Source organism: Sphingomonas endophytica (assembly GCF_001476895.1).
GTDB lineage: Bacteria > Pseudomonadota > Alphaproteobacteria > Sphingomonadales > Sphingomonadaceae > Sphingomonas > Sphingomonas endophytica_A.
The window spans coordinates 22,108-46,004 of the sequence record NZ_LDTB01000050.1; the positions used below are offsets into that span (position 1 = coordinate 22,108).

26 protein-coding genes are annotated in these 23,897 nt (G+C 70.4%); 18 read left to right on the forward strand and 8 right to left on the reverse strand.

The genetic code is table 11. The annotated features are described in order from the left end of the window. Positions 1 to 30: 30 nt before the first annotated feature. The 3 genes from NS334_RS11960 to NS334_RS11970 all read left to right on the forward strand — a co-directional run bounded on the left by NS334_RS11960 (position 31) and on the right by NS334_RS11970 (position 4,671). Positions 31 to 771 carry a Crp/Fnr family transcriptional regulator gene (locus NS334_RS11960; RefSeq protein WP_241491929.1) on the forward strand — a complete coding sequence of 247 codons (741 nt, stop codon included), beginning with the start codon at positions 31 to 33 and terminating at the stop codon, positions 769 to 771. Positions 772 to 837: 66 nt separating this feature from the next. Further along, the gene (locus NS334_RS11965) at positions 838 to 4,167 is read left to right on the forward strand and encodes a glycosyltransferase (protein WP_241491930.1); all 3,330 of its coding nucleotides are present in this window, start codon (positions 838 to 840) and stop codon (positions 4,165 to 4,167) included. Between the two features lie 81 nt (positions 4,168 to 4,248). After that, positions 4,249 to 4,671 (forward strand): VOC family protein, encoded by a 423-nt coding sequence (locus NS334_RS11970; protein ID WP_058756192.1) that lies wholly within the window; start codon positions 4,249 to 4,251, stop codon positions 4,669 to 4,671. Between the two features lie 194 nt (positions 4,672 to 4,865). Here NS334_RS11970 and NS334_RS11975 read toward each other — a convergent pair whose 3' ends face one another. Genes NS334_RS11975 through NS334_RS11985 form a run of 3 tightly spaced genes read right to left on the reverse strand, consistent with a single transcriptional unit; the run spans position 4,866 to position 7,217 of the window. After that, positions 4,866 to 6,029, reverse strand: coding sequence for a glutathionylspermidine synthase family protein (locus NS334_RS11975; RefSeq protein ID WP_058756218.1), 1,164 nt, complete (start codon positions 6,027 to 6,029; stop codon positions 4,866 to 4,868). A 7-nt stretch (positions 6,030 to 6,036) separates the two neighbouring features. Next, complete coding sequence (locus tag NS334_RS11980; protein ID WP_153002729.1) at positions 6,037 to 6,777, reverse strand: PspA/IM30 family protein; 741 nt, start codon at positions 6,775 to 6,777, stop codon at positions 6,037 to 6,039. A 14-nt stretch (positions 6,778 to 6,791) separates the two neighbouring features. Next, complete coding sequence (locus NS334_RS11985; protein WP_241491931.1) at positions 6,792 to 7,217, reverse strand: YjfI family protein; 426 nt, start codon at positions 7,215 to 7,217, stop codon at positions 6,792 to 6,794. A gap of 87 nt (positions 7,218 to 7,304) precedes the next feature. Here NS334_RS11985 and NS334_RS11990 point away from each other — a divergent pair, with 87 nt between their 5' ends. The 7 genes from NS334_RS11990 (at position 7,305) to alr (ending at position 13,889) form a co-directional block, all read left to right on the forward strand. Then, on the forward strand, positions 7,305 to 7,946 hold the full coding sequence (locus tag NS334_RS11990) for a DUF2491 family protein (RefSeq protein ID WP_153002730.1): 642 nt from the start codon (positions 7,305 to 7,307) through the stop codon (positions 7,944 to 7,946). 26 nt (positions 7,947 to 7,972) lie between these two features. Beyond that, positions 7,973 to 8,386: a DUF350 domain-containing protein gene (locus tag NS334_RS11995; protein ID WP_058756193.1), complete on the forward strand. Its 414-nt coding sequence runs from the start codon at positions 7,973 to 7,975 to the stop codon at positions 8,384 to 8,386. Between the two features lie 12 nt (positions 8,387 to 8,398). After that, positions 8,399 to 9,028, forward strand: a complete 630-nt coding sequence (locus tag NS334_RS12000; RefSeq protein WP_058756194.1) for a DUF1190 domain-containing protein — start codon at positions 8,399 to 8,401, stop codon at positions 9,026 to 9,028. A 72-nt stretch (positions 9,029 to 9,100) separates the two neighbouring features. Next, positions 9,101 to 9,877 carry a metallophosphoesterase family protein gene (locus NS334_RS12005; RefSeq protein WP_058756195.1) on the forward strand — a complete coding sequence of 259 codons (777 nt, stop codon included), beginning with the start codon at positions 9,101 to 9,103 and terminating at the stop codon, positions 9,875 to 9,877. A gap of 148 nt (positions 9,878 to 10,025) precedes the next feature. After that, complete coding sequence (locus tag NS334_RS12010; RefSeq protein ID WP_193753081.1) at positions 10,026 to 12,326, forward strand: ribonuclease R family protein; 2,301 nt, start codon at positions 10,026 to 10,028, stop codon at positions 12,324 to 12,326. An 11-nt stretch (positions 12,327 to 12,337) separates the two neighbouring features. Then, on the forward strand, positions 12,338 to 12,643 hold the full coding sequence (locus NS334_RS12015; RefSeq protein ID WP_058756196.1) for a hypothetical protein: 306 nt from the start codon (positions 12,338 to 12,340) through the stop codon (positions 12,641 to 12,643). Between the two features lie 199 nt (positions 12,644 to 12,842). Continuing rightward, complete coding sequence (alr, locus tag NS334_RS12020) at positions 12,843 to 13,889, forward strand: alanine racemase (protein ID WP_058756197.1); 1,047 nt, start codon at positions 12,843 to 12,845, stop codon at positions 13,887 to 13,889. Here alr and NS334_RS12025 read toward each other — a convergent pair. Continuing rightward, a complete protein-coding gene (locus NS334_RS12025) occupies positions 13,877 to 14,899 on the reverse strand; it encodes an alpha/beta hydrolase (RefSeq protein WP_193753082.1) in 1,023 nt (340 codons plus the stop codon). The two genes, alr and NS334_RS12025, sit on opposite strands and share 13 nt — an antisense overlap. Before the next feature lie 82 nt (positions 14,900 to 14,981). Between NS334_RS12025 and phaR the strand changes: the two genes are divergently transcribed. Beyond that, the gene (gene phaR, locus NS334_RS12030) at positions 14,982 to 15,533 is read left to right on the forward strand and encodes a polyhydroxyalkanoate synthesis repressor PhaR (protein WP_058756198.1); all 552 of its coding nucleotides are present in this window, start codon (positions 14,982 to 14,984) and stop codon (positions 15,531 to 15,533) included. Between the two features lie 17 nt (positions 15,534 to 15,550). On the opposite strand, the gene NS334_RS12035 is transcribed toward phaR, so the two are convergent. Beyond that, a complete protein-coding gene (locus NS334_RS12035; protein WP_058756199.1) occupies positions 15,551 to 16,342 on the reverse strand; it encodes a class I SAM-dependent methyltransferase in 792 nt (263 codons plus the stop codon). Between the two features lie 47 nt (positions 16,343 to 16,389). Here NS334_RS12035 and NS334_RS12040 point away from each other — a divergent pair, with 47 nt between their 5' ends. Then, a complete protein-coding gene (locus NS334_RS12040) occupies positions 16,390 to 16,584 on the forward strand; it encodes a hypothetical protein (RefSeq protein WP_153002731.1) in 195 nt (64 codons plus the stop codon). Between the two features lie 138 nt (positions 16,585 to 16,722). After that, positions 16,723 to 16,929, forward strand: a complete 207-nt coding sequence (locus NS334_RS12045; RefSeq protein ID WP_153002732.1) for a hypothetical protein — start codon at positions 16,723 to 16,725, stop codon at positions 16,927 to 16,929. Between the two features lie 24 nt (positions 16,930 to 16,953). On the opposite strand, the gene NS334_RS12050 is transcribed toward NS334_RS12045, so the two are convergent. After that, entirely contained in the window at positions 16,954 to 17,196 is a 243-nt protein-coding gene (locus NS334_RS12050) for a DUF6894 family protein (protein ID WP_058756202.1), read from the reverse strand. Positions 17,197 to 17,273: 77 nt separating this feature from the next. Next, positions 17,274 to 18,479, reverse strand: a complete 1,206-nt coding sequence (locus NS334_RS12055) for an aspartyl protease family protein (RefSeq protein WP_058756203.1) — start codon at positions 18,477 to 18,479, stop codon at positions 17,274 to 17,276. 103 nt (positions 18,480 to 18,582) lie between these two features. Between NS334_RS12055 and NS334_RS12060 the strand changes: the two genes are divergently transcribed. Genes NS334_RS12060 through maiA form a run of 5 tightly spaced genes read left to right on the forward strand, consistent with a single transcriptional unit; the run spans position 18,583 to position 22,518 of the window. Next, positions 18,583 to 19,701 (forward strand): 8-amino-7-oxononanoate synthase, encoded by a 1,119-nt coding sequence (locus NS334_RS12060; protein WP_193753083.1) that lies wholly within the window; start codon positions 18,583 to 18,585, stop codon positions 19,699 to 19,701. Then, positions 19,698 to 20,321, forward strand: coding sequence for a dethiobiotin synthase (bioD, locus tag NS334_RS12065; protein WP_058756205.1), 624 nt, complete (start codon positions 19,698 to 19,700; stop codon positions 20,319 to 20,321). The genes NS334_RS12060 and bioD overlap by 4 nt, the downstream gene beginning before the upstream one ends. Beyond that, complete coding sequence (locus NS334_RS12070; protein ID WP_058756206.1) at positions 20,318 to 21,553, forward strand: adenosylmethionine--8-amino-7-oxononanoate transaminase; 1,236 nt, start codon at positions 20,318 to 20,320, stop codon at positions 21,551 to 21,553. The genes bioD and NS334_RS12070 overlap by 4 nt, the downstream gene beginning before the upstream one ends. 24 nt (positions 21,554 to 21,577) lie before the next feature. Further along, positions 21,578 to 21,811, forward strand: coding sequence for a hypothetical protein (locus tag NS334_RS12075; RefSeq protein ID WP_058756207.1), 234 nt, complete (start codon positions 21,578 to 21,580; stop codon positions 21,809 to 21,811). A gap of 59 nt (positions 21,812 to 21,870) precedes the next feature. After that, a complete protein-coding gene (maiA, locus tag NS334_RS12080; protein WP_058756208.1) occupies positions 21,871 to 22,518 on the forward strand; it encodes a maleylacetoacetate isomerase in 648 nt (215 codons plus the stop codon). A 4-nt stretch (positions 22,519 to 22,522) separates the two neighbouring features. Here maiA and NS334_RS12085 read toward each other — a convergent pair whose 3' ends face one another. Further along, on the reverse strand, positions 22,523 to 23,836 hold the full coding sequence (locus tag NS334_RS12085; protein WP_058756209.1) for an MFS transporter: 1,314 nt from the start codon (positions 23,834 to 23,836) through the stop codon (positions 22,523 to 22,525). Between the last annotated feature and the right edge of the window lie 61 nt (positions 23,837 to 23,897).

Sequence of the window (23,897 nt, forward strand, 5' to 3'; positions counted from 1 at the left end):
AGAGGTTCGGCGATTATCAGGGAAATCCATGTGGTTGATCGACTTCCGCTTCATCGTTTCGCCGAGTTCCTGCCGCTTGGCGACGCCGATATGCGCGCGATCCGGGCGTTGGGCGAGCCGCCGGTCGATTATCCCCGCCACGGCGTGCTGCGCCGCGAGGGGGAGGCGCCCCGGCATATCTACCTGCTGCTGAGCGGATGGGTCGGCGCCTCGGTGCTGCTGCCGGGGGGCGAGCGGCAGATCGTCAAGATCCATCTGCCCGGCGACCTGCTGGGCACGTCCAGCATGTGTCTGGCGCGGGCGGCCGACACGCTGAACGCGCTGACCCCCGTGTCGGTCAGCCGCATTCCGCTGGGCGCGTTCGGCGCGCTGTTCGCGTCCTCGCCACGCTTCGCCGCCAGCATGTTCCTGAGCGTCCAGCGTGAGCGGGTGGCATTGATGGACCGGCTGGCGGCGGTCGGGCGGACCTCGGCGATCGCCCGCGTGGCGGCGTTGCTGCTCGATCTCGACGAGCGGTTGCGCGCGGCCGGTCTGGCGGGTGACGACGGGTTCGAGATGCCGGTGACGCAGGAACAGATCGGCGACCATCTGGGCTTGACCGCCGTGCACGTGAACCGCGTGTTCCGCCAGCTTGTCGACGGCGCGCTGATCGCGCGCAACCGGCAGCGGATCGAACTGCTCGACCTCGCGCGGCTCAGGAGTGTGTCGGCGCGGCAGGTTCGCGCCACGACGCAGGATCCGGGCTGGCTGCTCGGAAACGGCGCGGCGTAGTTAACCGCTTCTTCGTCCTCTGCGCGTATCGGGCGCATCATCCATTGGATGGCGAACGGGGCGAGCGTGTCGATTTTCTACGATGCCAGCGGGCGACGAGCCCGGCGGGTGCGCTGGGCGCTGGCAGTGGCGATCACGATCCCGCTGCTGCTGGCGACGATGCTGGCGATGGCGGTGCTGCGCCCGATGGCGGGCAGCGGGCCGCGCTTCGGGGTGGACGGCGCGGCGCCGCGCGGGTTGCCCGTGGGAGACGCGCCGCGCGTCGAACATGGCGGCTGGTTGCCCGCGCGCGGCGACGGCCGGCTGACCGGCGGCACCATGGGCTTCTACATGCCGTGGGACGAGGCGTCGCGCGGCTCGCTGGCCGCGCATGTCGCGGACCTGGCGTGGCTGGTGCCCGGCGTCGCGACCGTCACCGGCGCCGACCACCGCCTCGTCGTCGAGCCAGATGCATATCTGCACCAGGTGCTGGCCCGTGCTGCGCGCCGTCCGCGCGTGCTGCCGATGGTGCAGAACGCCGCCGCCGATGGCAGCTGGGACGGCGCCGGCACCGCCGCGCTGCTCGCCGATCCGGGCGCCCGCCGCCGCTTCGCCGCGGATATCGAGGCGCTGGTCGCGCGCGAGGACGGGGCGGGGGTGATGCTCGACCTCGAAAGCCTGCCCGCCAGTGCGCACCGGGATTATCGCCGCTTCCTCTCGGAACTGCACGCGCGCTTCGCCCCGCGCGGCTGGATCGTCGCGCTGGCCGCGCCGGTCGCCGATCCCGACTGGGATCTGCGCGCCTATGCCGCGGTTGCCGACCGACTGGTGCTGATGGCGTATGACGAACATTGGATGGGCGGTGCCGCCGGCCCGATCGCCTCGCAGCCGTGGTTCGCGCGCGTCGTCGCGCAGGCGGTGGCGCGTGTCGGCACCGACAAGGCGATCGTCGCGATCGGCAGCTACGCCTATGACTGGGCCGGCCGCACGACCGAGCCGCTGAGCATCGCCGACGCCTGGACGCTCGCCGCCCGCGCCGGGGTAACGCCGCAGTTCGACGCACAAAGCGGCAACAGCCACTTCCGCTATCAGGCCGACGGCCAGCGGCACGACGTGTGGCTGCTCGACGCACTCAGCGCGGCCAACCAGATGGCGGTCATTCGCCGCACCGGTGCCGCCGGCGTCGCGCTCTGGCGGCTGGGCAGCGAGGATCCGCAGGTCTGGCGCGCGCTGTCGGGCGCGCGTCGCCCCGATCTGCGCCATTTGCCCGCGCCGGCCGGCATCACGGTGCGCGGGAAGGGCGAGATCATGCGCATCGCCGCCGAGGCGACGCCGGGTGAGCGCCGCGTGCGTTGGAGCGGCCCGCTGATCCGCGCGGCACGCTATGTCCGCCTGCCGCAGCCCGATGTCGTGGAGCGGACCGGCGCCCACCGCCGCCTGGTGGCGCTGACCTTCGACGACGGTCCGGATCCGGCGTGGACGCCGACGATCCTCGACGTGCTGAAGCGCGAGCATGCGCGCGCGACCTTCTTCGTCACCGGCGCCAATGCACTGGGGCAGGGCGAGTTGCTGCGCCGGATCGTCGCGGAGGGCAGCGAACTGGGCAATCATTCCACCTCGCACGCCGATCTGTCGAAGCGGTCGGAAAGCGCGATCGCGCTGGAGCTGAAAGCCACCGAGCGGCTGGTCGAGGCCTATACCGGCCACGCGATGACGCTGTTCCGCCCGCCGTTCCTGGGCGACGCCGATCCCGATCGCCGCGACGAGCTCCACGCCACCCGTGTCGCGGCGCGGCTGGGCTATCTGACGGTCGGCCTCAACGTCGATCCGCTCGACTGGCAGGGACCGCAGGCGGCGGTGATCGCCGCGCGCGTGATCGCGCAGGTCGAGGGGGGGACCGCCGCGCGTCCGGCGCAGATCGTGCTGCTCCATGATTCCGGCGGCGACCGGACGCAGACCATCGCGGCGTTGCCGCTCATCATCCGTGGCCTGCGCGCGCGCGGCTATGATTTCGTCGGCGTGTCCACGCTCGCCGGGCTGACGCCGGCGCAGGTGATGCCGGTGCTGTCGAGCGGCGACGCCGGCAGCGCGGCGGGAACGCGCGGGCTGTTCGACGGTCTCGCTTGGTTGCGCGACATCGGCGCGGCGCTGTTCGCCGCGGTCATCGCGATCGGCATCGCGCGCGCGCTGGCGCTGACCGGGCTGGCGCTCTGGCGGCGCGGGCGCGAGGCGACGCCGGAGGGCGCGCCGCATCTGGTCCCGGCCTTCGTCTCGGTGCTGATCCCCGCCTTCAACGAGGCGCGCGTGATCGAATCGTCGGTGCGCCGCATCCTGTCGAGCACCGGCCCGAGGGTCGAGGTGATCGTGATCGACGACGGGTCGACCGACGGCACCAGCGATATCGTTGCGACGACGTTCGGGATCGACCCGCGCGTGCGGCTGCTGACGCTGGAGAATGGCGGCAAGGCGAGGGCGCTCAACACCGCGTTGCGCCAAGCGCGCGGCGACGTGGTGATCGCGCTCGACGCCGATACGCAGTTCGAGGACGATACGATCGCGAAGCTGACGCGCTGGTTCGCCGATCCCGCGATCGGCGCGGTGGCAGGCAATGCCAAGGTCGGCAATCGTACCAACCTCGTCACCCGCTGGCAGGCGTTGGAATATGTCACCGCGCAGAATCTGGAGCGCCGTGCGCTCGCCGCCCTGGGCGCGGTGACGGTGGTGCCGGGCGCGATCGGCGCATGGCGGCGCACCGCGCTGGATCAGGTCGGCGGCTACCCTGAGGACACGTTGGCCGAGGATCAGGATCTGACCATCGCGATCCAGCGCGCCGGGTGGCGCGTCGCGTGCGACAATGACGCGATCGCCTGGACCGAGGCGCCCGAGACGGTGCGCGCCTTGTTCAAGCAGCGGTTCCGCTGGGCGTTCGGCACGCTGCAATGCCTGTGGAAGCATCGCGGCGCGCTGGGCCGCGCCGGCGGGCTGGGGCGTGTCGGCCTGCCGCAGGCGCTGGTGTTCCAGTTCCTGTTCACGCTGGCCGCGCCGCTCATCGACGTGGCGCTGTTGCTCGGCATCGGTGGGACGGCATGGCGGGTGTACGATCGCGGCTGGGACGCGGCGGGCGGTGACGCGGTGACGGTCGCAGCCTTCTGGGCAGCCTTTGCGGCGATCGATCTGGCGTGCGGCTGGATCGCGTACCGGCTCGACGGGCGCGAGGCGCGTTTCCCGGCGCTGCGGCTGCTGATGCAGCGGTTCGGCTATCGCCAGTTGCTCTACGCGGTCGTACTGCGCGCGCTGTACGTCGCGGCGACCGGACCGAAGGTCGGCTGGGGCAAGCTGGAGCGCTCCGGCAACGTCGCGGTGGCCGATCCCGCACCGGCGGTGGTGCTGCCGGTGCCGCTGCGCGCGGCTGCCTGACGATGGCGACCTTCGTCGCACTGGCGCAGGCAGCGAAAGTCGTTAGTCTTCCACGACCTGTCCCTGTCGAAAGCGTCGCCGATGTCGTTCCTGCCCGCCCTGTTCCTGCTCGCCGCCGCCGCGCAGGGCGAGCATGTCGCGATCCAGGCGTCCGATATCGACCGCAGCGCGACCTTCTATCACGAGGCCTTCGGGCTGGAGCCGATCAAGACCCCGCTGACGAACCGCCGCTGGTTCGACCTCGGCCACGGCTTCGCGCTGCACATCCTCGACGGCCGCACCGCGCCCAAGCCGTCGAACATCAACGAGCATCTGGCGATCCATGTCGATGATCTCGCGACGGTGACCGCGTGGCTGGACGCGCACCGGCGGCCGTGGACCGATCTGGCGGGCAAGGCGCGGACGATGCAGACGCGTTTCGACGGGGTGCGGCAGATCTATACGCAGGACCCGGATGGGTATTGGCTTGAGGTCAGCGACAGCCGTGGGGTGGCGGCGAAGTAGGTTTCGGCCTGCGTCACTCCTGTCTCCCCGTCACCCTTCTCCCTTTCCCGTCACCCCGGCGAAGGCCGGGGTCCAGTCACGGAACAATGATGACGGCGCGCCGCGCGCCATTACTGTGGCCTTCCCAACTGGACCCCGGCCTTCGCCGGGGTGACGGCAGAGGGGTAGGATCCGGCAGAGCGTGAGCAAACGCCCTACACGATCGCATGCGGCACGAACCGCGCCAGATCGCGGGTGATCGGGCCGTCGTCCTCGCGGATCGACATCGCCACCGCTTCGTCGCCGACGATCCACGATCCGACCACGGCGTGCTGCCCGTCGAACACCGGCAGCGGGCTCAGCGCTTGGACGATATGGCCTTCCTCGCCATAGCCGCCCTCCGGCCCGCGATCCTCGCCCGCGCCATCGTGCAGCTCGATATCCCAGCCCTCGCGCGAGAACAGCGGCTTGCGCACGAACCGTGCCCCGATCGCCGCCACGCCGTCCGCATCATCGGCGAAGGCGGCGGGCAGCAGGTTCGGATGGTCGCGGTGCCGGTCCCACAACAGCGGCAGCATGCCCTTGTTCGACAGGATCGCCTTCCATGCCGGTTCGAGGAACAATGTCTTGGTCTGCGGCAGTTGCGCGGCATAGGGCTCGCGCAGCATGTCCTCCCACGGATACAGCTTGAACAGCGCCGCGATCAGGACGTTGTCGTCGTCGACGAACTGCCCGTCGCCGTCCACCCCGATCCGGTCGATCGCGACGAACGCGGGGTCCAGCCCCGCCTGCCGCGCGGCATCCTCCAGATAGCGGACGGTCTGCCGGTCCTCGACATGATCCGCGACGCTGGCGAAATGCAGCGTGCTGGCGCGCGTGAACAGCGCCCCGAACCGCGCGACCAGCGCATCGTGCAGGCGGTTATACTGGTCCGCGCCGTCGGGCAGCGTGCCGTCGGCGAGGCGATCCTCCAGCCACTGCCACTGGAACAGCGCGGTCTCGTAGATGCTGGTCGGGGTATCGGCGTTATATTCGAGCAGCTTGGCGGGGCCATGCCCGCCATAGGCGAAGTCGAAGCGCCCATAGAGCGTCGGCGCGCCCGCGCGCCACGACGCGGCCACCACGTCGCGCATCTCCGCCGGGATCGCGAGCCGCTGCATCAGCGTGTCGCTGCCGACCACCTCGTCGACCAATGCGAGGCACATCTGGTGCAGTTCGGCGCTGGGTGCCTCGATCCGCTCCTCGACCTCGTCGAGCGAGAAGCGATAATAGGCGCGCTCGTCCCAGTAACGCTGGCCGTCGAGATGGTGGAAGGTGAAGCCCATCTTCCGGGCGATCTCCTCCCACCCGGCGCGCTCGCCGGTGACGATCCGCTCCATTGCGGGGTCAGCCGCCCGACTTGTCGTCGAGCCGCCCGGCTTCGCGACGCGCCTCGCCGCCGTCACGCGGCGCGGCGAGGCGGGCGAGGATGTCGTCGGCGCTCGACGCGCCCGGCAGCAGACCGGCGCGCTCCAGCTTGGCGTCGAGGTCGGCGCCGGTGCGCATGTCCTCCAGCTCGGCGGCGGCGCGGAACTTCTCGTCGCGGACCGCCTGCCGTTCCTTCAACCGCGCGAGGCTGTCGGCGGCGGAACCCAGCTGCGACTGCGCGCCGTGGGTATTGCTGGCGATCTGCGCCTGCGCCTGTTGGACACTTTCATTGGCGCGCACGACGTCGACCTCGCGGCGCAGCGCCTCGATCTTGCCGTCGCCCTGCTTGATGATGCCGCGCATCCGGTCCTCGGCGGCGCGCATGTCGGCAACCTGCGGGTTCTTGGCGTTCAGCTCGCGCTCGATCTGCGCCAGCCGCTCGGCCACCTCGCGCGCGAGGTCCATGTCGCCGCGCCCCATCGCCGCGCGCGCCGAGGCCTCGTACTTGTCCCGCTGGCTGGCGAGCTGCTCGATATCCTTTTCGATCATCCGCCGCTTGGCGGTGACGGTGGCGAGGTCGTCGCGCGCCTTGGCCTGCGCGGTCCCGGCATCGCGGAGCTGCTGGTCGAGGATCGTCAGCGCGCGCGCATCGACGACCGACTGGCCCGCCTCATGCGCGGTGCCGCGGATCAGCGTGACGAATTGCTTCCACATCGACATGGTATTTCAGTCCCTCAGGCAGCCGCAAAGGCGTGGCGCAGGTCGGCGGCGGCGTCGAGCGCGTTATGCGCCAGCACGCGGAGTTCGATCAGGATCGTGCGCAGCGACGATTCGACCGACAGCTCGCCGATCAGCTCGTAATATTCGCGGCCGTCGACGTCGGTGATCGCGAAGTTCGACAGCGGCACCAGCTTCTGCGCCTTCAGCAGGAAGTGGTTGAACGCCGCCGCATCGGTCATCTCGTCGACCGGCCACAACAGGGTCGAGACGACGATCTGCTCGCCCGCGACGCTGAGGAACACCGCCAGGTCGCCATGGTCGTGCAGGGTGACGCGCAGCACCTCGCCGACGCGTTCCACGCTGACCTCCCCCATATGGTCCGGGGCGTCCAGCGCCTCGGCCAGCCGCTCGATCGTCCACACCCGCGTCGTGTCGTCCACGTCATCGTCCTCTCGGTATGCTTGACACTCCAAGCATAAGCCCGCAGCCTTTGGCAAGGTGATAGGACAGGTGGGAACACGAGCCTCATGATCTTCGGCAGCCTGTTCGGCGGCGGACGCCCGGAGGCGCGCGCGCAGGTCGCGGTGGTGCGCGACGTCACGATCGGGCGGATGGTGCGGCTCGATGCGCTGGCGTGGCGGCGGCTGGCGGGGGGCACGTTCACGCTCGATCGCGACACGCTGGAGATCACCGCGCAGGGGATCATCAAGCTGGATGACGGCGGCGGCTACGTCCACCGTTTCTACACCGACGACGAACTGATGCTGCAGGCGGTCAGCCAGCAGCCCGACGGATCGGACGCCGACGATTTCACGCTCTTCCGCCCGTGGTCCTCGACCTATGCCACCGGCGGGTGGGACGATGCGGCGTTCCGCGACCGGCTGAGCCAGCCGGTGTGGGAGGAGGCCGGGCTGCCGCCGTTCCGCCGCTTCTGGTATGACGGCGACGAGCGCGTCCAGCCGCCGGTGCAATTGTGGGAAGCACTCTATTACGAGCGTGACGGCGAGCCTGTGAAGCATATCCGTCAGCAATGCATGCTTTACGTCCGTGATCTCGCGCCGGAAGGGCAGGAACTTCTGCTCGCCCTGTCGGCGCGGCCGGAGGGGGGCGATACCACGCACGACATCATGATCGGGCTGCCCTTGTCGCCCGCCGAATTCACCGCCTGATCCCGCCTGCTGGAGTCGCCCCGCCGATGTTCGATCCGACCGCCTTCCTCGCCGGTGCCGGCCATTTCCTGCTCGCCTTCGGCGTCGCCTGCGTGCTGCTGGCGATCTTCAAGGGGCTGTATCAGGTGTCGACCCCCTATGACGAACGCAAGCTGGTGGCGGAGGGCAACATGGCCGCCGCGATCGTGTTCGGCGGCGCGATCATCGGCTTCGCGCTGCCGGTCGCCTCGGCGCTGGAGGAAACCGCCAACCCGATCGAGTTCCTCGCCTGGGGCGTGCTGGCGGGGGTGATCCAGGTGGTGGCGTCGCTGGTGGTGCGGCGTATCGTGATCCGCGACCTGGTGGCGCGGATCGAGACCGGCAATATCGCGAGCGCGGTCTACATGGCGGCGACCTCGATCGCGGTCGGGCTGCTCAACGCCGCCAGCATGACCTACTGAGGCTGTTCCGCGATGACCGATCGACCGTTCCGCGCGCGCAAGCGCTCCGCCGCCGCCGGCCTGACCGCCGCGGGCGCGCTGGCGATGCTGTCGGGGTGCGACGCCACCCCCGACGATCAGGCGCGCTTCGGCCCGCCGACCGAGGTGTCGGCCTTCAAGACCGTCGACGAATGCGTCGCCAGCGGCGCCTTCGCGAAGGTGACGTGCGAACAGGCCGCGCAACAGGCGGCGGGCGAGGACAACAAGGCCGCGCCGCGTTTCGACAGCCGCAACCTGTGCGAGGATCAGTTCGGGGCAGGCCAGTGCCTGGCGCGCAACGACGGCGGGCAGAGCTTCTTCGTGCCGCTGCTGACCGGGTTCATGATCGGGCGGCTGCTCGACGGATCGGGCTATCGCTACAATCCGCTGTACCAGAACCGGCGCGACAACAGCTGGTACACGCCATCGGGCGCGTGGCTGTACGGCGGCGGCTATGGCGGGCGCAGCTACAATTATCAGGTCGGGTCGAAGGCGGTGACCGCCCCGATTACGACGCAGCGTATCCAGACGCGCAGCTCGGTCGTGTCGCGCGGCGGGTTCGGCGGGCGCGTGTCGGCGCGGTCCAGCGGCGGCTGGGGCGGGGGACGCTCGTTCGGCGGATGAGGGGCGGCGGCTGACGCAGCCGAATACGGACGTCGTGCGTTCCCGCGCCGGGATACGAGATAAAGGACAGGGATGACCCGGCTTTTCCACGTCAGCGATGTGCATTTCGGGGCGGAAGATCCAGCGGCGGTGGCATGGTTCCGCGACGTGGTGGCGCGGGAGAAGCCCGATGCGGTCATCATGACCGGCGACCTGACGATGCGCGCGACGAAGCGCGAGTTCGACGAGGGCGGCGCATGGCTGAAAAGCCTGGGGGTGCCGGTCACGCTGGAGGTCGGCAACCACGACATCCCTTATTACTGGGATCCGCTGCGGCGGCTGTTCGCGCCCTATTCGCGCTATGCGGCGGTCGAGAAGATGATCGAGCGCCCGCTGGAGATCGACGGCATCACCATCGTCCCGCTGAAGACCACCGCGCGCGCGCAATGGCGCTGGAACTGGTCGAAGGGGCGCGTCAGCACCGGATCGCTGCGTCGCGCGCTGGCGCTGGTCGAGGCGGCGCCGCGTGGGAACCTGATCTTCGTCGCCGGGCACCACCCGCTGATCGACGGTGGCAGCAAGGGCACCGCCAAGACCCGGCGCGGCGACGTCGCGCTCGCCGCGCTCGCCGACGCCGGGGTCCATGCGGTGCTGTCGGGGCACGTCCACGACCCGTTCGACATGCCCTATGAGCGCAACGGCTGGCGGTTGCGGCTGATCGGCGCGGGCACGCTGTCGAAACGCACCCGTTACTCGCCGCCCGCGTTCAACGAGATCCGCGTGGCGGGCGACCGCTTCGAGACGTTGGTGCGCACGATGAGCGACCAGCCGGTCCATCCGATCAGTGAGGTGACGGGCGCGGGGCGCTAGGCGTCATTCCCGTACTCCCTCCCCATCCGTCATTCCCGCGCAGGCGGGAATCGAGAAGCTCTGACCTGTCGGCCCTTGCGAAGACCCGCGCGTCTGGACTTCCACCTGCGAGGGAATGACGGACGGAGGATGGGGGACGAGCGAAGCAATGGCCTTTCGCGCCCGCACCCCCTATCTGAACCCCGTGCCCAAGAAACCCACCCCCGGCCTGCCGACCCGCGAGCAGGTGCTCGATTTCATCACGTCCTCGGACAAGCCCGCCGGCAAGCGCGAGATCGCGCGCGCCTTCGGCCTGACCGCGCAGCAGAAGATCGCGCTCAAGGCGCTGCTCAAGGACATGGGGGATGAAGGGCTGATCGATTCCGCCCCCGGCCGCGCCTTCCATCGGATGGGCGGTGTCCCCAAGGTGACGGTGCTGCGCATCGTCGATGTCGACAGCGGCGGCAACGTCTGGGCGAGCCCCGAACGCTGGGAGGCCGACGTGCCCACCCCCCGGCTGCGCGTCCGCGACCGCAAGCGCGGCGCGCTGGGTGTCGGCGACCGTATCCTCGCGCGGACCGAGGAAACCGGCGGCGGCCTGACCGCGCATCCGATGAAGGTGCTGGCCCCCTCCGCCGAACAGGTGATCGGCGTGCTGCGCGGCGAGGGGGACCGCCTCTGGCTCCAGGCCGTCGACAAGAAGGAACGCCGCGAATACGCGGTGTCCGACGCGGGCGGTGCCGCGGCGGGCGATCTGGTGATGGCCGAACTCGCCGGTCGCCCACCGCGCATCACCGCGCGCGTGACGCAGCGGCTGGGCGATCCCTTTGCCCCGCGCAGCTTCTCGCTGATCGCGATTCACAAGCTCGGCATCCCCGACACCTTCTCCGAGGATACGCTGGAGGAGGCGGAGCGCGTCGCGCGTCAGCCGCTGGGCGAGGGCCGCGAAGACCTGACCGCGATCCCGATCGTCGCGATCGACCCCGCCGACGCGCGCGACCATGACGATGCGGTCTGGGCCGCCCCCGATGACGATCCCGCCAACGACGGCGGGTGGAAAGCGATCGTCGCGATCGCCGATGTCAGCTTCTACGTCCGCCCCGGCAGTGCGCTCGACCGCGAGGCGCGCGCGCGCGGCAATTCGGTCTACTTCCCCGATCGCGTCGTGCCGATGCTGCCCGAGGTGCTGTCGGCCGACGTCTGCTCGCTGAAGGCGGGCGAGGATCGCGCCGCGCTGGCCTGCCACCTTCAGGTGACGAAGACCGGCACGCTCAAGAGCTGGCGTTTCACCCGCGCGGTGGTGCGGCTGGCCGCGAACATCGCCTATGAGGACGCGCAGGCCGCGATCGACGCCCGGTCTTCGCGCGCGGAAACGCCCGGCTCTCCGCCCGAAGACTGGGATGCCGCGCTCGTGGAAACCACGCTCGCTCCGCTCTGGGATTGCTGGCGTGCACTCGCTGCGGCGCGCGACAAGCGCGAACCGCTCGACCTCGACCTCCCCGAACGCCGCGTCGTGCTGGACGAGAAAGGCCGCATCATGTCGGTCGCCCCGCGCGAGCGGCTCGACGCGCACCGGCTGATCGAGGATTACATGATCGCCGCCAACGTCGCCGCCGCCAAGGCGCTGGAGGCGAAGAAGGCGCCGGTCATGTACCGCGTCCACGAACCGCCCGCGCGCGAAAAGGTGGCGGCGCTCAAGGACTATCTCGACACGTTCGAGATCCCCTTCGCGCTGGGACAGGTCATCAAGCCGTCGACCTTCAACCGCATCATCGAGCGGATCGGCGACGTCGCCTTCCGCCCGGAGATCATGGAGCAGATCCTGCGCACCCAGACGCAGGCCTATTACGCGCCCGCCAACCACGGCCATTTCGGCCTGTCGCTCGGCAGCTACGCGCATTTCACCTCGCCGATCCGCCGCTATGCCGATCTGATGGTCCACCGCGCGCTGGTGTCGGCCTATGCGCTCGGCCCCGGCGGCCTCGCCGGCAACGAGGATTTCGAACTGGCGGGCGAGACGATCAGCAAGCTGGAGCGCCGCGCGATGGAGGCGGAGCGCGAGACGATCGACCGCTATGTCGCCGCCTTCCTGTCGGAGCGTGTCGGCGAACTGGTCGAGGTGCGGATCACCGGCGTCACCAACTTCGGCTTCTTCGCCACCGTCGACGGGATCGGCGGCGACGGGCTGATGCCGGTGCGCGATCTGGGCCGCGAATATTTCCGCTTCGACGAGGCCGCGCGGCGGTTGGTCGGCGAACACAGCGGCGAGGAATATGCGCAGGGCCAGCGGCTCGAACTGCGCCTCGCGGAGGCGAACCCGGTATCGGGCGCGCTCCGCTTCGAGCTGCCCGAGGGCCGGTATGGCGGCGGCGGCGGCGGGCGTGATCCCGCCCGTAGCAACAAGCCGCCGCGCGTGTTGAAGCGGCGCGGCCGCCCCGGCAACCTCCGTCACCAGAACCGCAAGAAATAGGAACGTTCACCATGCCTGTCGTCAACAACCGCGCCCTGATCGCCCGCGCCCGCCAGCGGGTGGTCTGGCATTTCACCTCGGCCGGCGCGACCACGAAGGCGACCGCCACCCGCTTCGACATGCCCGAGGCGCGGCTCGACCGCCGCGTCTTCGAGCGGATGCTGGCCTTCGGCGCGATCGAGAAGACGCCGGACGGGCTGTACTGGCTCAACGAGGCGCGGCTGTCGGATTACAAGAAGGAATCGCTCGCCCGCGTGCTGGGCATCCTCGCCATCGCCGGCTTCGCGGCGGCAGGTGCGATGGCGATCGGCGGCTGACGAAAACGCTGTCCTACAGCGGCCAACATCGCGCAGGCTGGCGCAATGGCGTCTTCCGATCCCGACCGCTCGCTCCGTCACGGCCTGCGCGCTGGCGCCTTCCCCCGCGCCGGGCATCGACGTGGCGTGAACTTTGTGAACTTCCGCGCGCGAATCGCGGTGGTGGCGCGGCGGCGGGACAGGCGCTAACCCGCTGGCCATGCCGCATCGCCCCAACCGCCTGTACCTGTCCTCGGACGCTCTGGTCGCCAACTGGCGCGCGCTGGCGCGACTCAGCGGGGCGGCGGCGTGCGGCGCGGCGGTCAAGGCCGATGGCTATGGGCTGGGCGCGCGCGAGGTCGTGGCGCGGCTGCTCGACGCCGGATGCCGCGATTTCTTCGTCGCGAATTGGGCGGAGGCGCAGGCGATCGCCGATCTGATCGTCGGGGGCGACGCCACGATCGCGGTGCTGCACGGCGTGCGCGAGGCGGACCTGCCGCTACCCGATCTGCCCGGCGTCCGCCCGGTGCTCAGCACCCCCGCGCAGGTCGCCCGCTGGCGCAGCGTCGCGCCGGGGGGCGAGTGCGACGTGATGGTCGATACCGGCATGAACCGGCTGGGCGTCGCCCCGGCGGAGATCGCCGCCGGGCTGCTCGACGGGCTGACGATCGATACGCTGATGAGCCATCTCGCCTGCGCCGACGAACCCGGTCACGCACTCAATGCCGTGCAGCGCGAGCGTTTCGTGGCACTGGCGGGACGGACCGCGGCGCGGCGGCTGAGCCTCGCCAACTCGGCCGGGATCGCGCTGGGGGCCGACTATCATTTCGACCTGACCCGCCCCGGCCTCGCCCTCTACGGCGGCGTCCCGGTCGCCGCGCTCGCCGGGGCGATCTGCCCGGTGGCGACGATCGCGGCGGAGGTGTTGCAATGCCGAACCGTCCGGGCCGGCGAGACGGTCGGCTACAACGCCACCTGGACCGCCCCCGCCGATACCCGCGTCGCGATCGTCAACCTCGGCTATGCCGACGGCTATCGCCGCGCCTTGTCGGATCGCGGCTGCGCCTTCGCGCGCGACGCGGCGCTGCCGGTGATCGGGCGCGTGTCGATGGACCTGATCGCGCTCGACATCAGCGCCGCGGACGTGCGCGAGGGCGACTGGGTCCGCTTCGACGACGATCCGGTCCATGTCGCGCAGGTCAGCGGGGTCAGTCAGTACGAATTGCTGACCGGGCTGGGGCGGCGCTTCGCGCGTCACTGGTCCTGAGCGACGACTCCGCGCAGCCAGTCGGTGAGCGGCGCATAGAGCAACGCCTCCGCACGCCCGCCGACCATCATCCCGACATGCCCGGCCCCGACATCGCGCCGCGCGGGCAGCCCGATCGCGGTGGCGGCGGGGACGATCCGGTCGGACAGCGAGACGAACTCGATGCTCGGACACGCCAGCACGAACGGATCGACCGCGTCGTCGCCGACGCGCCACGTGCCGCCACCGGGGCGATCCTCCGCCAGCAGCGCGCCGAACAGGTCGGCCCCGGCGGCATAGGTCAGCGGCGCGCCCGCATTGGCCCAGTCCTCCAGCATCACGAAGCGCGCCGCCGCCGCCGCGTCCATCGTCGCGAACGCCTCGTATTTGGCGATCGTCCGCGCCGGATCGAGCCGCCAGAAGGCGGTCTGCAACACTTCCATCGGCAGCACGCCGAGCGCCCGGCACCCCGGCTCGACCTGCGCCCACAATTCCGCCAGCGCGCCGCGCGCCGCCTGGCCATAGCCCGCGAAGCGCCACGGCGCGGCGACCGTCGCGACCCCGGCGATCGCCCCCGCCGGCAAGGCGGCAGCGGCGGCGAGCGCAAGCGTCCCGCCCAGGCAGTAACCGACCAGCAGCGGCGGCCGGTCGAGCTTCGCGATCAGCGGCAGCAACCTGTCCGTGACATGCCCCGCCAGGTCCAGCCCCGCGTCCCGCGGTCGCGGCGTGCCCCAGTCGAGCAACCACGGCCGAAACCCCGCCGCCGCCAGATGCCGCAGCAGCGACCGGCCCGGCGCGAGGTCCAGCACGAACGGCGGGTTGATGAGCGACGGGATCAGCACCACCGGCCATCCGGCGCCCCCGCTGTTGCCTTCGCGCAACCGCGCCGCGCCCTTGCGGAACCGCACCGGCGCATCGCGGCGCTTGCGTCGGGGCGCGTCCTGATAGCGGCGCAGTCCCGCCAGCGCGGCGGCGGTGCGCTCCGGCGATGCTGCGGTTTCGCGGCGCAACATCTCCAGGAACAGCGGCAACGGTCGCGGACCGTATTGGGCGTGTTGCGATGCCACATTTTGTGCAATACGGCGAACAGGTTCGGTCATGGGATCTCGCGCGATGAAGAAGCAGCACGGCACCGACGGCGTGGTCGTCATCAAGAAGTACGCCAACCGCCGGCTCTATAACACCGAAAGCTCCTCCTATATCACGCTGGAGCATCTGGCGGCGATGACACGCGAGGGGCGCGAGTTCCGGGTCGTCGATGCCAAGACCGAGGAGGACATCACCCACAACGTCCTCACCCAGATCATCATGGAGGAGGAAAGCCGCGGCGGGCAGACGATGCTGCCGGTCAATTTCCTGCGCCAGCTGATCGCGCTGTACGGCGATTCGATGCAGGCGATGGTGCCCGACTATCTCGAAGCCTCGATGGACAGCTTCCGTCGCAACCAGGCACAGTTCAAGACGGCGGTCGAGGGCGCCTTCGCCGGTTCGCCCTTCGCGGAGATCGCGAAGCGCAACATGGAGATGTTCGAGGCGGCGGCGCAGGCCTTCAAGCCCGCGCCCGCCACGCCGCCCGCCGCCACGGGAGCGAAGGACAGCGAGATCGCGGCGCTGAAGGCCGAACTCGCCAAGCTGCGCGACAAGGTCGACAAGCTCGGCGAGTAAGCGGCGGCGGCGCGGGATCAGCGTGGCTTGACGAACTTCAGCGTCATGCGGTCGCTCTCGCCGATCGCGGCATATTTCGCGCGGTCCACATCCTTCAGCGCATAGCTGGGCGGCAGCGTCCACACGCCGCCCGGCCAGTCGGCGCTGTCCTTCGGATTGGCGTTGATCTCCGACTTGCCTGCCAGCCGGAACCCGGCGGCGGTGGCATAGCCGATCACGCTGCTCTGCTTCATATAGCCGCTCTTCTCCTCGGCGGCGGCGTCGCGCGCCTCGGGCAGGCGGTGCTCGACCACGCCCAGCGTCCCGCCGGGCTTTAGCATCCGGTACATCGCCGCGAACATCTGCCGCGCCTGATCTTCTCCGCCGAAGCGCCAGTTGTGGACGTTGCGGAACGTCAGCACCACGTCGGCGCTGCCATCCGGCACCGTCGGCTGTCCGGCGGCGGCGGGCAACGCGGCGAGCTGCACCTTGCCGTAAGTGGCGGCATCCTTCGCCTGCAACGCCTTCACGCCGTTCAGCCCGCGCTCCCACGGCCCGGCGGCATAGTAACGGCCCCGGGCGGCGGTCAGCGGCGCGAGAATTTCGGTGTACCAGCCGCCGCCCGGCCACACCTCCACCACCGTGTCGGTCGGTTTCACGCCGAAGAAGGCGAGCGTTTCGGCAGGGTGGCGATAGCGGTCGCGTTCGATATTGGCCGGGGTGCGCGTCGAGGCCTTCACCGCCGTCACGATCGCGACGGGGGCGCGCGGCGCGGCGGCATGGACGGCGGCCGGCAGCGCCAGCAACAGGACGGGAGCGAGACGATGCATCGAAAAGAACCTCTCCGCAAATGGATAGGTTGGAGGCTGACGCGGTGATGAGCGATGCGCAAGTCCTGCTGGGCATGATCGCGATCGGCGCGCTGGGCGTGGCGGTGCTGGCCGGGTGGCGCGACCTGCGTCGGCGTCGCCGGCGCGATCTCGACGCGGTGGGCTGGATCGACTGGACGTTGGTGCAGGTGTTCGCGCTGATCGCGGCGGCGATCAGCGTCTATCTGGTGCTAAGGGATTGAACGAAATGTTGGAACCGCGATGCGCGCAGGCGGTTGTTGCCGAAACCCGCGGAACCGCCGTCATGCGGTGTCCGGGGCGGTCATCTCGCCGAGGTCCGCCGTCCCGGAACGCGGTCCAACGCCACGGCAGGTGCGACGATGAAGTCAGACCCATGTACAATGATGCCGCAGGTCAGCGCGGACGACGGGGTGGTCACCGTGCTGTCGCGCAGCGGCGCGCGTTACGACCTGACCGTGGAAGCGGCGATGCGGCTGAGCGAGGAACTGGTGCGCGGTGCCGCGCGCGCGCGCGGACAGTTGCGAATGAGCGGTCCGCTCAGCGACGATCCCCACCGTCCCTGGTGATTGCACGGCGCCGATCGCACGCGATCATTGCTCCGGTTCGTCGGGAAGACGCGGCGTGACGGTCGCGACGATCACCGTGGCGACGGTTCGGCCCACCTCGTCGTCGATCGTCACCCGCCAATGCCCTTCGTTGGCGAAGCCGGGATGGTCGGCCAGATAACCGCCCAGACGCTGCACGGCGATGTTGCGCGCCATCGCCACATCGCTGCATTCGACGCCGATCCGGTCACGCTCACGTCCGGCGAAACTGATATAGAAGTGCGGCATCGTGATCCTGATCGCTGCGGGGCCCCGCTCCTAACGAACGGGACGCGCCGAAGATACGCACGCCGGCCTGCGCTGGATCAGTAAAAATCGCGGAGCGTCAGCGTCGTGACGCGGCCGTCGCACCGCTCGATCGTCACGGTTCGCCCGGCGGGCGCGGCGGTCCAGCCGGCGAGCGGGCTGTGCGCGTAGGCGGGCGTGATGCGTGTCCCGTCGACCGCGCAGATCGTGTCGCCCGTCTGCCAGCCGCCGGCCGCGGCCGGGCTGCCCCGCATCACATGCAATATCTTCAGCCGGTCGGTCGCCAGGTTGAGCAGCAATCCGCTGGTCGAACGCAGCGTCCGGACGCCGCTCGCCCGGGTGGTGCCGAGCAGCATGTGACCGGCGCCGGGATCCAGCAATACGCGATAGCGCTGCAGAAAGCCCGATCCGATCCGGCCCGCCACTCCAACGATATCGGAGAAGCCGCCGGTCGGCTCGCCGCGCACCTCCACGTCGTGCGCGGTGGTCGTGCCGATCGTCATGTCGCGGACGATCGTCATCTCGTTGACGACCGCGCCGGCCAGCCCGAACGACACCGTGGTGGTGGTGCGTCCGCCCGCTTCCTTCGCCGCCGCCCAGGCGGACGGGCCGAGCGTGATCGCCGAACCGTCGCCGCTGTCGACGACCATCGGCGCGATGGTGCGCCCGCCGATCCCGATCGCGCTGACATAGATCATCCGCTCGGGTGCGATCGACAGCGGGGCGACCGCGCCGGCGAACGGGCGGCTACCGCTGCGCAACAGGCGAAAGCGGCGCGCCTCATAATCGATGTCGAGCGCGTAGCCGGCGGTCAGGTCGCGCCCGACCAGCAGGTCGACCGGCTGCGCGCTGCCCGTGGCGGCGGCGGGCAGGTCGGCGACCGCCAGGCTGCCGCCGCGCCGCGTCACCGCGCCGATCGCGATCCTGCCGGTCGCGACCCGGCCGATATCCACGCTGCCCCCGATCACCGTCGCCCGCCCGCCGGCGCGGACGGGCAGCCTGTGCGCCTCGGCATAGCGGCGCGCGAGCACCGAATAGCTGACGCCGGTATCGAGGATCGCGGTGACGCGGCGGCCGTCGATCGCCATCGTGAAGCGGATCTGGTTGCCCGGCGTGATGTCGAAGGGAACCCAGCGTCCTTCGGCATCGGCCGCCAGCGTCGATTGCCCGACCCATGCCGCGCGCGGTTCGGGCAGCGCGGCGGCGGTAAGCGCGGCGACGAGCGTGGGGGCGAGCGCGGCGGAGACGAGCGACAGGATCGGCACGCCAGCGGTGTAGCGGATCGCGCGGGCGTGTCACGGGGAACCGCGCATCGGATCGGCGCCCGCGATACTGGTCAATATGCGTGCGGGGCGGCATAGCCGGTCCATGCGACTGACCGCTCAACGCGCCCATCTCTCCCAACTGGCCGAGGCCGGACGGCTGCGCACGCTGGCGCCGCGAGCCGGAATCGACCTGTCGTCCAACGACTATCTCGCGCTGTCCAACGCACCCCGGCTTGCCGATGCGGCGCGTGCGGCGCTCGATCGCGGCGTCGCGCTGGGGTCGGGCGGCTCGCGTTTGCTGCGCGGTAACGATGCCGAACACGAGGCGCTGGAGGCGGAAGCGGCGCGCTTCTTCGGGGCGGAAACGGCGCTGTTCTTCGGCAGCGGCTTCGCCGCGAACACCGCCCTGTTGTCGTCGGTGCCGCAGCCGGGCGACCTGCTCGTGCATGATGCGCTGGTCCACGCCAGCATGCACGACGGGATGCGGCTGGGGCGCGCCACCTGCGTCGCGGCGGCGCATGGCGATGCGCAGGCGGTCGACGATGCGATCGTCGCCTGGCGCGCGCACGGCGGCACCGGCACGCCGTGGATCGCGGTCGAGAGCCTCTACAGCATGGACGGCGACCTGACCGACGTTGCCGCGCTGGTCGCGGTCGCCGACCGCCACGACGCGATGCTGATCGTCGACGAGGCGCATGCGACCGGCGTCTGGGGGGAGGGCGGTCGCGGCGCTGCGGCGGCGTGGCACGGTCGCGCGAACGTCGTGACGCTCAACACCTTCGGCAAGGCGCTGGGGTGCGAGGGGGCGGTGCTGTGCGGCCCGGGGGTGATCCGCGACTTCCTGGTGGCGCGCGCCCGCCCGTTCATCTTCTCGACCGCGCCCGCGCCGCTGGGCGCGGCGGTGGCGCGCGAAAGCCTGCGGATCGTCGCCGACGAGCCCGACCGGCGCGCGCGGCTCCACACGCTGATCGCGGCGGCGAAGCACCATCTCGAACCGCTCGGCGCCACGGTGGAGTCGCAGATCGTGCCGCTGATCATCGGCGACGATCGCGCGGCGATGCGGGTCGCGGCGGCGGTGCAGGCGGCGGGGTTCGACGTGCGCGGCATCCGTCCGCCGACCGTTCCGCCCGGCACCGCGCGGCTGCGGATCGCGCTGACGCTGCATGTCACAGGGGAGGATGTCGCCGCGCTGGCGGCCGTCCTGCGGGAGGTATTGCCATGACCCGTCCGATCGTCGTGACCGGCACCGACACCGATGTCGGCAAGACGGTGTTCGCCGCCGCGCTGACGAGGGCGCTGGGGGCTCGTTACTGGAAGCCGGTGCAGGCCGGGCTGGCGGATGGCAGCGACGCGGGGACGGTGGTGCGGCTGGGCGTCGATCCGGCGAGGCTGGTGCCCGAGGCGTACCGGCTCGCCACGCCCTGTTCCCCGCATCGCGCCGCCGAGATCGATGGCGTGACGATCGACCCCGCGCGCCTCGCGCTGCCGCCGGGCGACGGCCCGCTGGTGGTGGAGGGTGCCGGCGGGGTGCTGGTCCCGCTGACCCGCACGTATTCCTTCGCGGATCAGGCGGCGGTCTGGGGGCAGCCGGTCGTGCTGGTCGCGCGCACCGCGCTCGGCACGATCAACCACAGCCTGTTGTCGATCGAGGCCTTGCGCGCGCGCGGCGTGCCGCTGCTGGGCATCGCGTTCATCGGCGACAATGTCGAGGACAGCGAGGCGACGATCGCGGCGATCGGCGGGGCCAGGCGGCTGGGGCGCCTGCCGTTCCTGACCGACCTCACGCCTGCGACGCTGGGCGAGGCGTTCGCGGCGCATTTCGACGTGGAGGATTTCCGGTGAGTTCGATCTGGCATCCCTTCACGCAGCATGGGTTGCAGGAACCGATCCCGTGCGTGGTGCGCGGTGACGGCGCCGCGCTGCACACCGCCAATGGGCGGCGCGTGATCGATGCGATCTCGTCGTGGTGGGTGACGACGCACGGCCACGCGCACCCGCGCATCGCCGCCGCGATCCGCGATCAGGCGGAACGGCTCGATCAGATCATCTTCGCGGGCTGGACGCACGAGCCCGCCGAGCAGGTCGCCGCCGGGCTGCGCGCGATCATGCCGCCGGCACTGACGCGGGTGTTCTTCTCGGATTCCGGATCCACCAGCGTCGAGGTCGCGCTGAAGATGGCGCTCGGTTACTGGCTGGCGCGCGGCGAGGCGCGGCATCGCATCCTCGTCATGGAACATGGCTATCACGGCGACACGATCGGGGCGATGTCGGTCGGGCAGCGCGGCGTGTTCAACCGCGCCTATGCCCCGTTGCTGTTCGACGTCGAAACGATTCCCTATCCGGCGGCGGGCGCGGAGCAGACCACGCTCGACGCGCTGGAGCGCGCGTGCGCGGCGGGCGCCGCGGCGTTCATCGTCGAGCCGCTGGTGCTGGGGGCCGGGGGGATGCTGTTCTACGCGCCCGAAACGCTGCGCCGGATGCGCGATATCTGCGCGCGGCACGGCGTGCTGTTCATCGCCGACGAGGTGATGACCGGCTGGGGGCGCACCGGCACCTTGCTGGCATGCGAACAGGCCGGCGTCGTGCCCGATATCCTGTGCCTGTCGAAAGGGCTGACCGGCGGCGCGGTGCCGCTGGCGGTAACGATGGCCAGCGAGCCGATCTTCGAGGCGCATTGGTCGACCGATCGCGCGCGGATGTTCTTCCATTCCTCCAGCTATACCGCCAACCCGATCGCCTGCGCGGCGGCGGCGGCGAACCTCGCGATCTGGCGCGAGGAGCCGGTGCTGGAACGGGTACGCCTGCTGGGTGAGCGGCAGGCGGCGCGGCTGGCGGCGCTGGACGGTGTGCGCAACCCGCGCCGGCTGGGCACGATCGCGGCGTTCGAGATCGGCGCGGGCGAGGGCTATCTCGCCGATATCGCGCCGCGCCTGCTGGCGTTCTTCCGCGAGCGGGACGTGCTGCTCCGCCCGCTCGGCGACACGCTCTACGTCATGCCGCCTTATTGCATCGACGAGACCGACCTCGATACCGTCTATGCGGCCGTTTCGGAGGCGATCGCCCGCAACCAATGACCGATCCGGCTGTTCGGTGGTGACATGGATATCCGTCACCCCCGCGCCGGGCGCATCGCATCGCTGCTGGACCGCCTCCGCCGCTGGTGGTCCGGGCATCGCGCGACCCTGCCGGAACGCGTCGCGCTGCTGGAGGAACGCGCGCGCAGCGCGCTGTCGCTGGGCGAGGCGCAGCGGCTGGCGATGGAGGCCGAGGCGCTGCGCCTTCAGGATGGCGGCAGCCGGCGCAAGGGGATCATCCCGCTCTTCCGCAACTGACCACGCTTGCCGCCGCCGGGGCCGGCGCTACGCTCCCGCGAAAAGCGGAGAGTGTGCCCATGAACGATGCGACCATCACGCCGGTGCTGCACGGCTATTTCCGTTCGTCGGCGGCGTATCGCGTGCGGATCGCCCTGAACCTGAAGGGCGTGGCGTGGCGCGACGTCTTCCACCATCTGCGCCACGGCGAACAGCGCGCGCCCGATTATCGCCGCCTCAATCCCCAGGGGCTGGTCCCCGCGCTCGAATGGGGGGACGCCGTGCTGACGCAAAGCCTCGCGATCTGCGAGTTCCTCGACGAGGTCGTTCCCACCCCGCCGCTGCTGCCGCACGATCCCCTAGCGCGCGCCCACGTCCGCGCCTTCGCGCAGGTGATCGCGTGCGACGTGCATCCGGTGCAGAATCTGGCGGTACTGGAACGCTTGAAAGCGTGCGGCGCGACGCCTGAGCAGGTCATGGCGTGGGCGCGCGACACGATCGATGTCGGGCTCGAAGCCTGCGCCACGCTGATCGCGGACGCCACCGGCCCATATTGCTTCGGCGAGCACGTGACGCTCGCCGACCTCTGCCTGATCCCGCAGCTCGGCAACGCGCGCCGGTTCGGTGTCGATCTCCGCTGGCCGCGCCTGCTCGCGGTCGAGGCGGCGTGCGGCGCGCTCCCCGCCTTCCGCGCTGCCGCGCCGGAGCATCAGCCCGACGCGGAATGAGGCGTTACGCCACCACCCCGGCCCGCGCGCCGCGCCCGACCATCACCGTCGCACCTGCGCCCAGCAGCATCAGCACGCCGCCCAGCACGATCACCGCGCGCGCATCGCCGCGCAGCAGACTGTCGTAGAACAGCGGCACCGACAGGCTCTCGATCATCATCGGGATGACGATGAACATGTTGAAGATGCCCATATAGACGCCGTTGCGCTCGGGCGGGATCATGCCGGTCAGCATGATGTACGGATTGCCCATCATCCCCGCCCAGCCGATGCCGATGCCGATCATCGCGACGAACAGCCACCCCTCGGTCGGCAGCGCGGGGATCGCCAGCATCGCCACACCCGACGCGGCGAGGCAGCAGGCATGGACCCGCTGCGCGCCATGGCGCTTCGCCAGCGGCATCAGCGCCAGCGCCGCGACGAACGCCACCGCATTGTAGAAGGCGCCCAGCTGCCCGACCGTCAGCACGGTGTCGCGAAATGCCGTACTGGCGGCGTCGCTCGTGCCGTGCAGCGAGCGCGACAGCGCGAAGGCGATGAACTGCCAGTAAGCGAACATCGCATACCATTGGCACAGCATCGCCAGCGCCAGCTGCCGCATCGGCTTCGGCATCTCGACCAGTGCGACCTTCAGGTCGGCCAGCGCGCCGCGCAAGCTCAGCGGCTCGGCGTCCATGCGCGCCTGTTCTTGCCGGTCCAGCGGCAGCTCGGGCACGCGCCACACCGACCAGAGGATCGTCGACAGCGACAACACCGCGCCGATCACGAACGCGATCCGCGTGATGTCGGGGATGCCGTTGGCGTCGACCGCATTCCTGTCGAACCCGATCCACACCAACAGCGACGGCGACAGATAGGAGAGCGTCTGCGCCAGCCCGGTGAACGCCGATTGCGTCAGGAATCCGGTCGCGCGCTGATCGGGCGCCAGCCGGTCGCCGACATAGGCACGGTACGGCTCCATCGTGACGTTGTTGGCCGCATCCAGGATCCAGAGCAGGCTCGCCGCCATCCACAAGGCGCGGCTGTACGGCATCGCGAACAGGCACAGGCTGCACAGGATCGCGCCGATCAGGAAATAGGGCGTGCGCCGCCCCAGCCGCGTGTTGGTCCGGTCGCTCATCGCGCCGATCAGCGGCTGGACCAGCAGGCCGGTGACCGGGCCGGCGAGCCACAACAGCGGCAGGCTCGCCTCGTCCGCACCCAGATAGCCGTAGATCGGCGCCATATTGGCCTGTTGCAGCCCGAACGAGAATTGCAGCCCGAGGAAGCCGAGGTTCATCTCGACGATGCGGGCCAGCGACAGCCGGGGCTTGGTCATCTCACGCTTCCTGTCGGGAGGGGAGCGGGGGCAAGCGGGTTGGTGGCCCGGCACACACCGT

Excerpts from the sequence above, each read along its gene's own strand:
- NS334_RS12045 (WP_153002732.1), top strand. The coding sequence starts at position 16,723 with ATGAAGTCAGACCCATGTACAATGATGCCGCAGGTCAGCGCGGACGAC.
- NS334_RS12015 (WP_058756196.1), top strand. The coding sequence starts at position 12,338 with ATGCCTGTCGTCAACAACCGCGCCCTGATCGCCCGCGCCCGCCAGCGG.
- NS334_RS11975 (WP_058756218.1), bottom strand. The coding sequence starts at position 6,029 with ATGGAGCGGATCGTCACCGGCGAGCGCGCCGGGTGGGAGGAGATCGCC.
- NS334_RS12000 (WP_058756194.1), top strand. The coding sequence starts at position 8,399 with ATGACCGATCGACCGTTCCGCGCGCGCAAGCGCTCCGCCGCCGCCGGC.
- NS334_RS12040 (WP_153002731.1), top strand. The coding sequence starts at position 16,390 with ATGAGCGATGCGCAAGTCCTGCTGGGCATGATCGCGATCGGCGCGCTG.
- NS334_RS12050 (WP_058756202.1), bottom strand. The coding sequence starts at position 17,196 with ATGCCGCACTTCTATATCAGTTTCGCCGGACGTGAGCGTGACCGGATC.
- NS334_RS12035 (WP_058756199.1), bottom strand. The coding sequence starts at position 16,342 with ATGCATCGTCTCGCTCCCGTCCTGTTGCTGGCGCTGCCGGCCGCCGTC.
- NS334_RS12060 (WP_193753083.1), top strand. The coding sequence starts at position 18,583 with ATGCGACTGACCGCTCAACGCGCCCATCTCTCCCAACTGGCCGAGGCC.
- NS334_RS12005 (WP_058756195.1), top strand. The coding sequence starts at position 9,101 with ATGACCCGGCTTTTCCACGTCAGCGATGTGCATTTCGGGGCGGAAGAT.
- NS334_RS11995 (WP_058756193.1), top strand. The coding sequence starts at position 7,973 with ATGTTCGATCCGACCGCCTTCCTCGCCGGTGCCGGCCATTTCCTGCTC.
- NS334_RS11970 (WP_058756192.1), top strand. The coding sequence starts at position 4,249 with ATGTCGTTCCTGCCCGCCCTGTTCCTGCTCGCCGCCGCCGCGCAGGGC.
- maiA (WP_058756208.1), top strand. The coding sequence starts at position 21,871 with ATGAACGATGCGACCATCACGCCGGTGCTGCACGGCTATTTCCGTTCG.
- alr (WP_058756197.1), top strand. The coding sequence starts at position 12,843 with ATGCCGCATCGCCCCAACCGCCTGTACCTGTCCTCGGACGCTCTGGTC.
- phaR (WP_058756198.1), top strand. The coding sequence starts at position 14,982 with ATGAAGAAGCAGCACGGCACCGACGGCGTGGTCGTCATCAAGAAGTAC.
- NS334_RS12010 (WP_193753081.1), top strand. The coding sequence starts at position 10,026 with ATGGCCTTTCGCGCCCGCACCCCCTATCTGAACCCCGTGCCCAAGAAA.
- NS334_RS12085 (WP_058756209.1), bottom strand. The coding sequence starts at position 23,836 with ATGACCAAGCCCCGGCTGTCGCTGGCCCGCATCGTCGAGATGAACCTC.
- bioD (WP_058756205.1), top strand. The coding sequence starts at position 19,698 with ATGACCCGTCCGATCGTCGTGACCGGCACCGACACCGATGTCGGCAAG.
- NS334_RS11980 (WP_153002729.1), bottom strand. The coding sequence starts at position 6,777 with ATGTCGATGTGGAAGCAATTCGTCACGCTGATCCGCGGCACCGCGCAT.
- NS334_RS12075 (WP_058756207.1), top strand. The coding sequence starts at position 21,578 with ATGGATATCCGTCACCCCCGCGCCGGGCGCATCGCATCGCTGCTGGAC.
- NS334_RS11990 (WP_153002730.1), top strand. The coding sequence starts at position 7,305 with ATGATCTTCGGCAGCCTGTTCGGCGGCGGACGCCCGGAGGCGCGCGCG.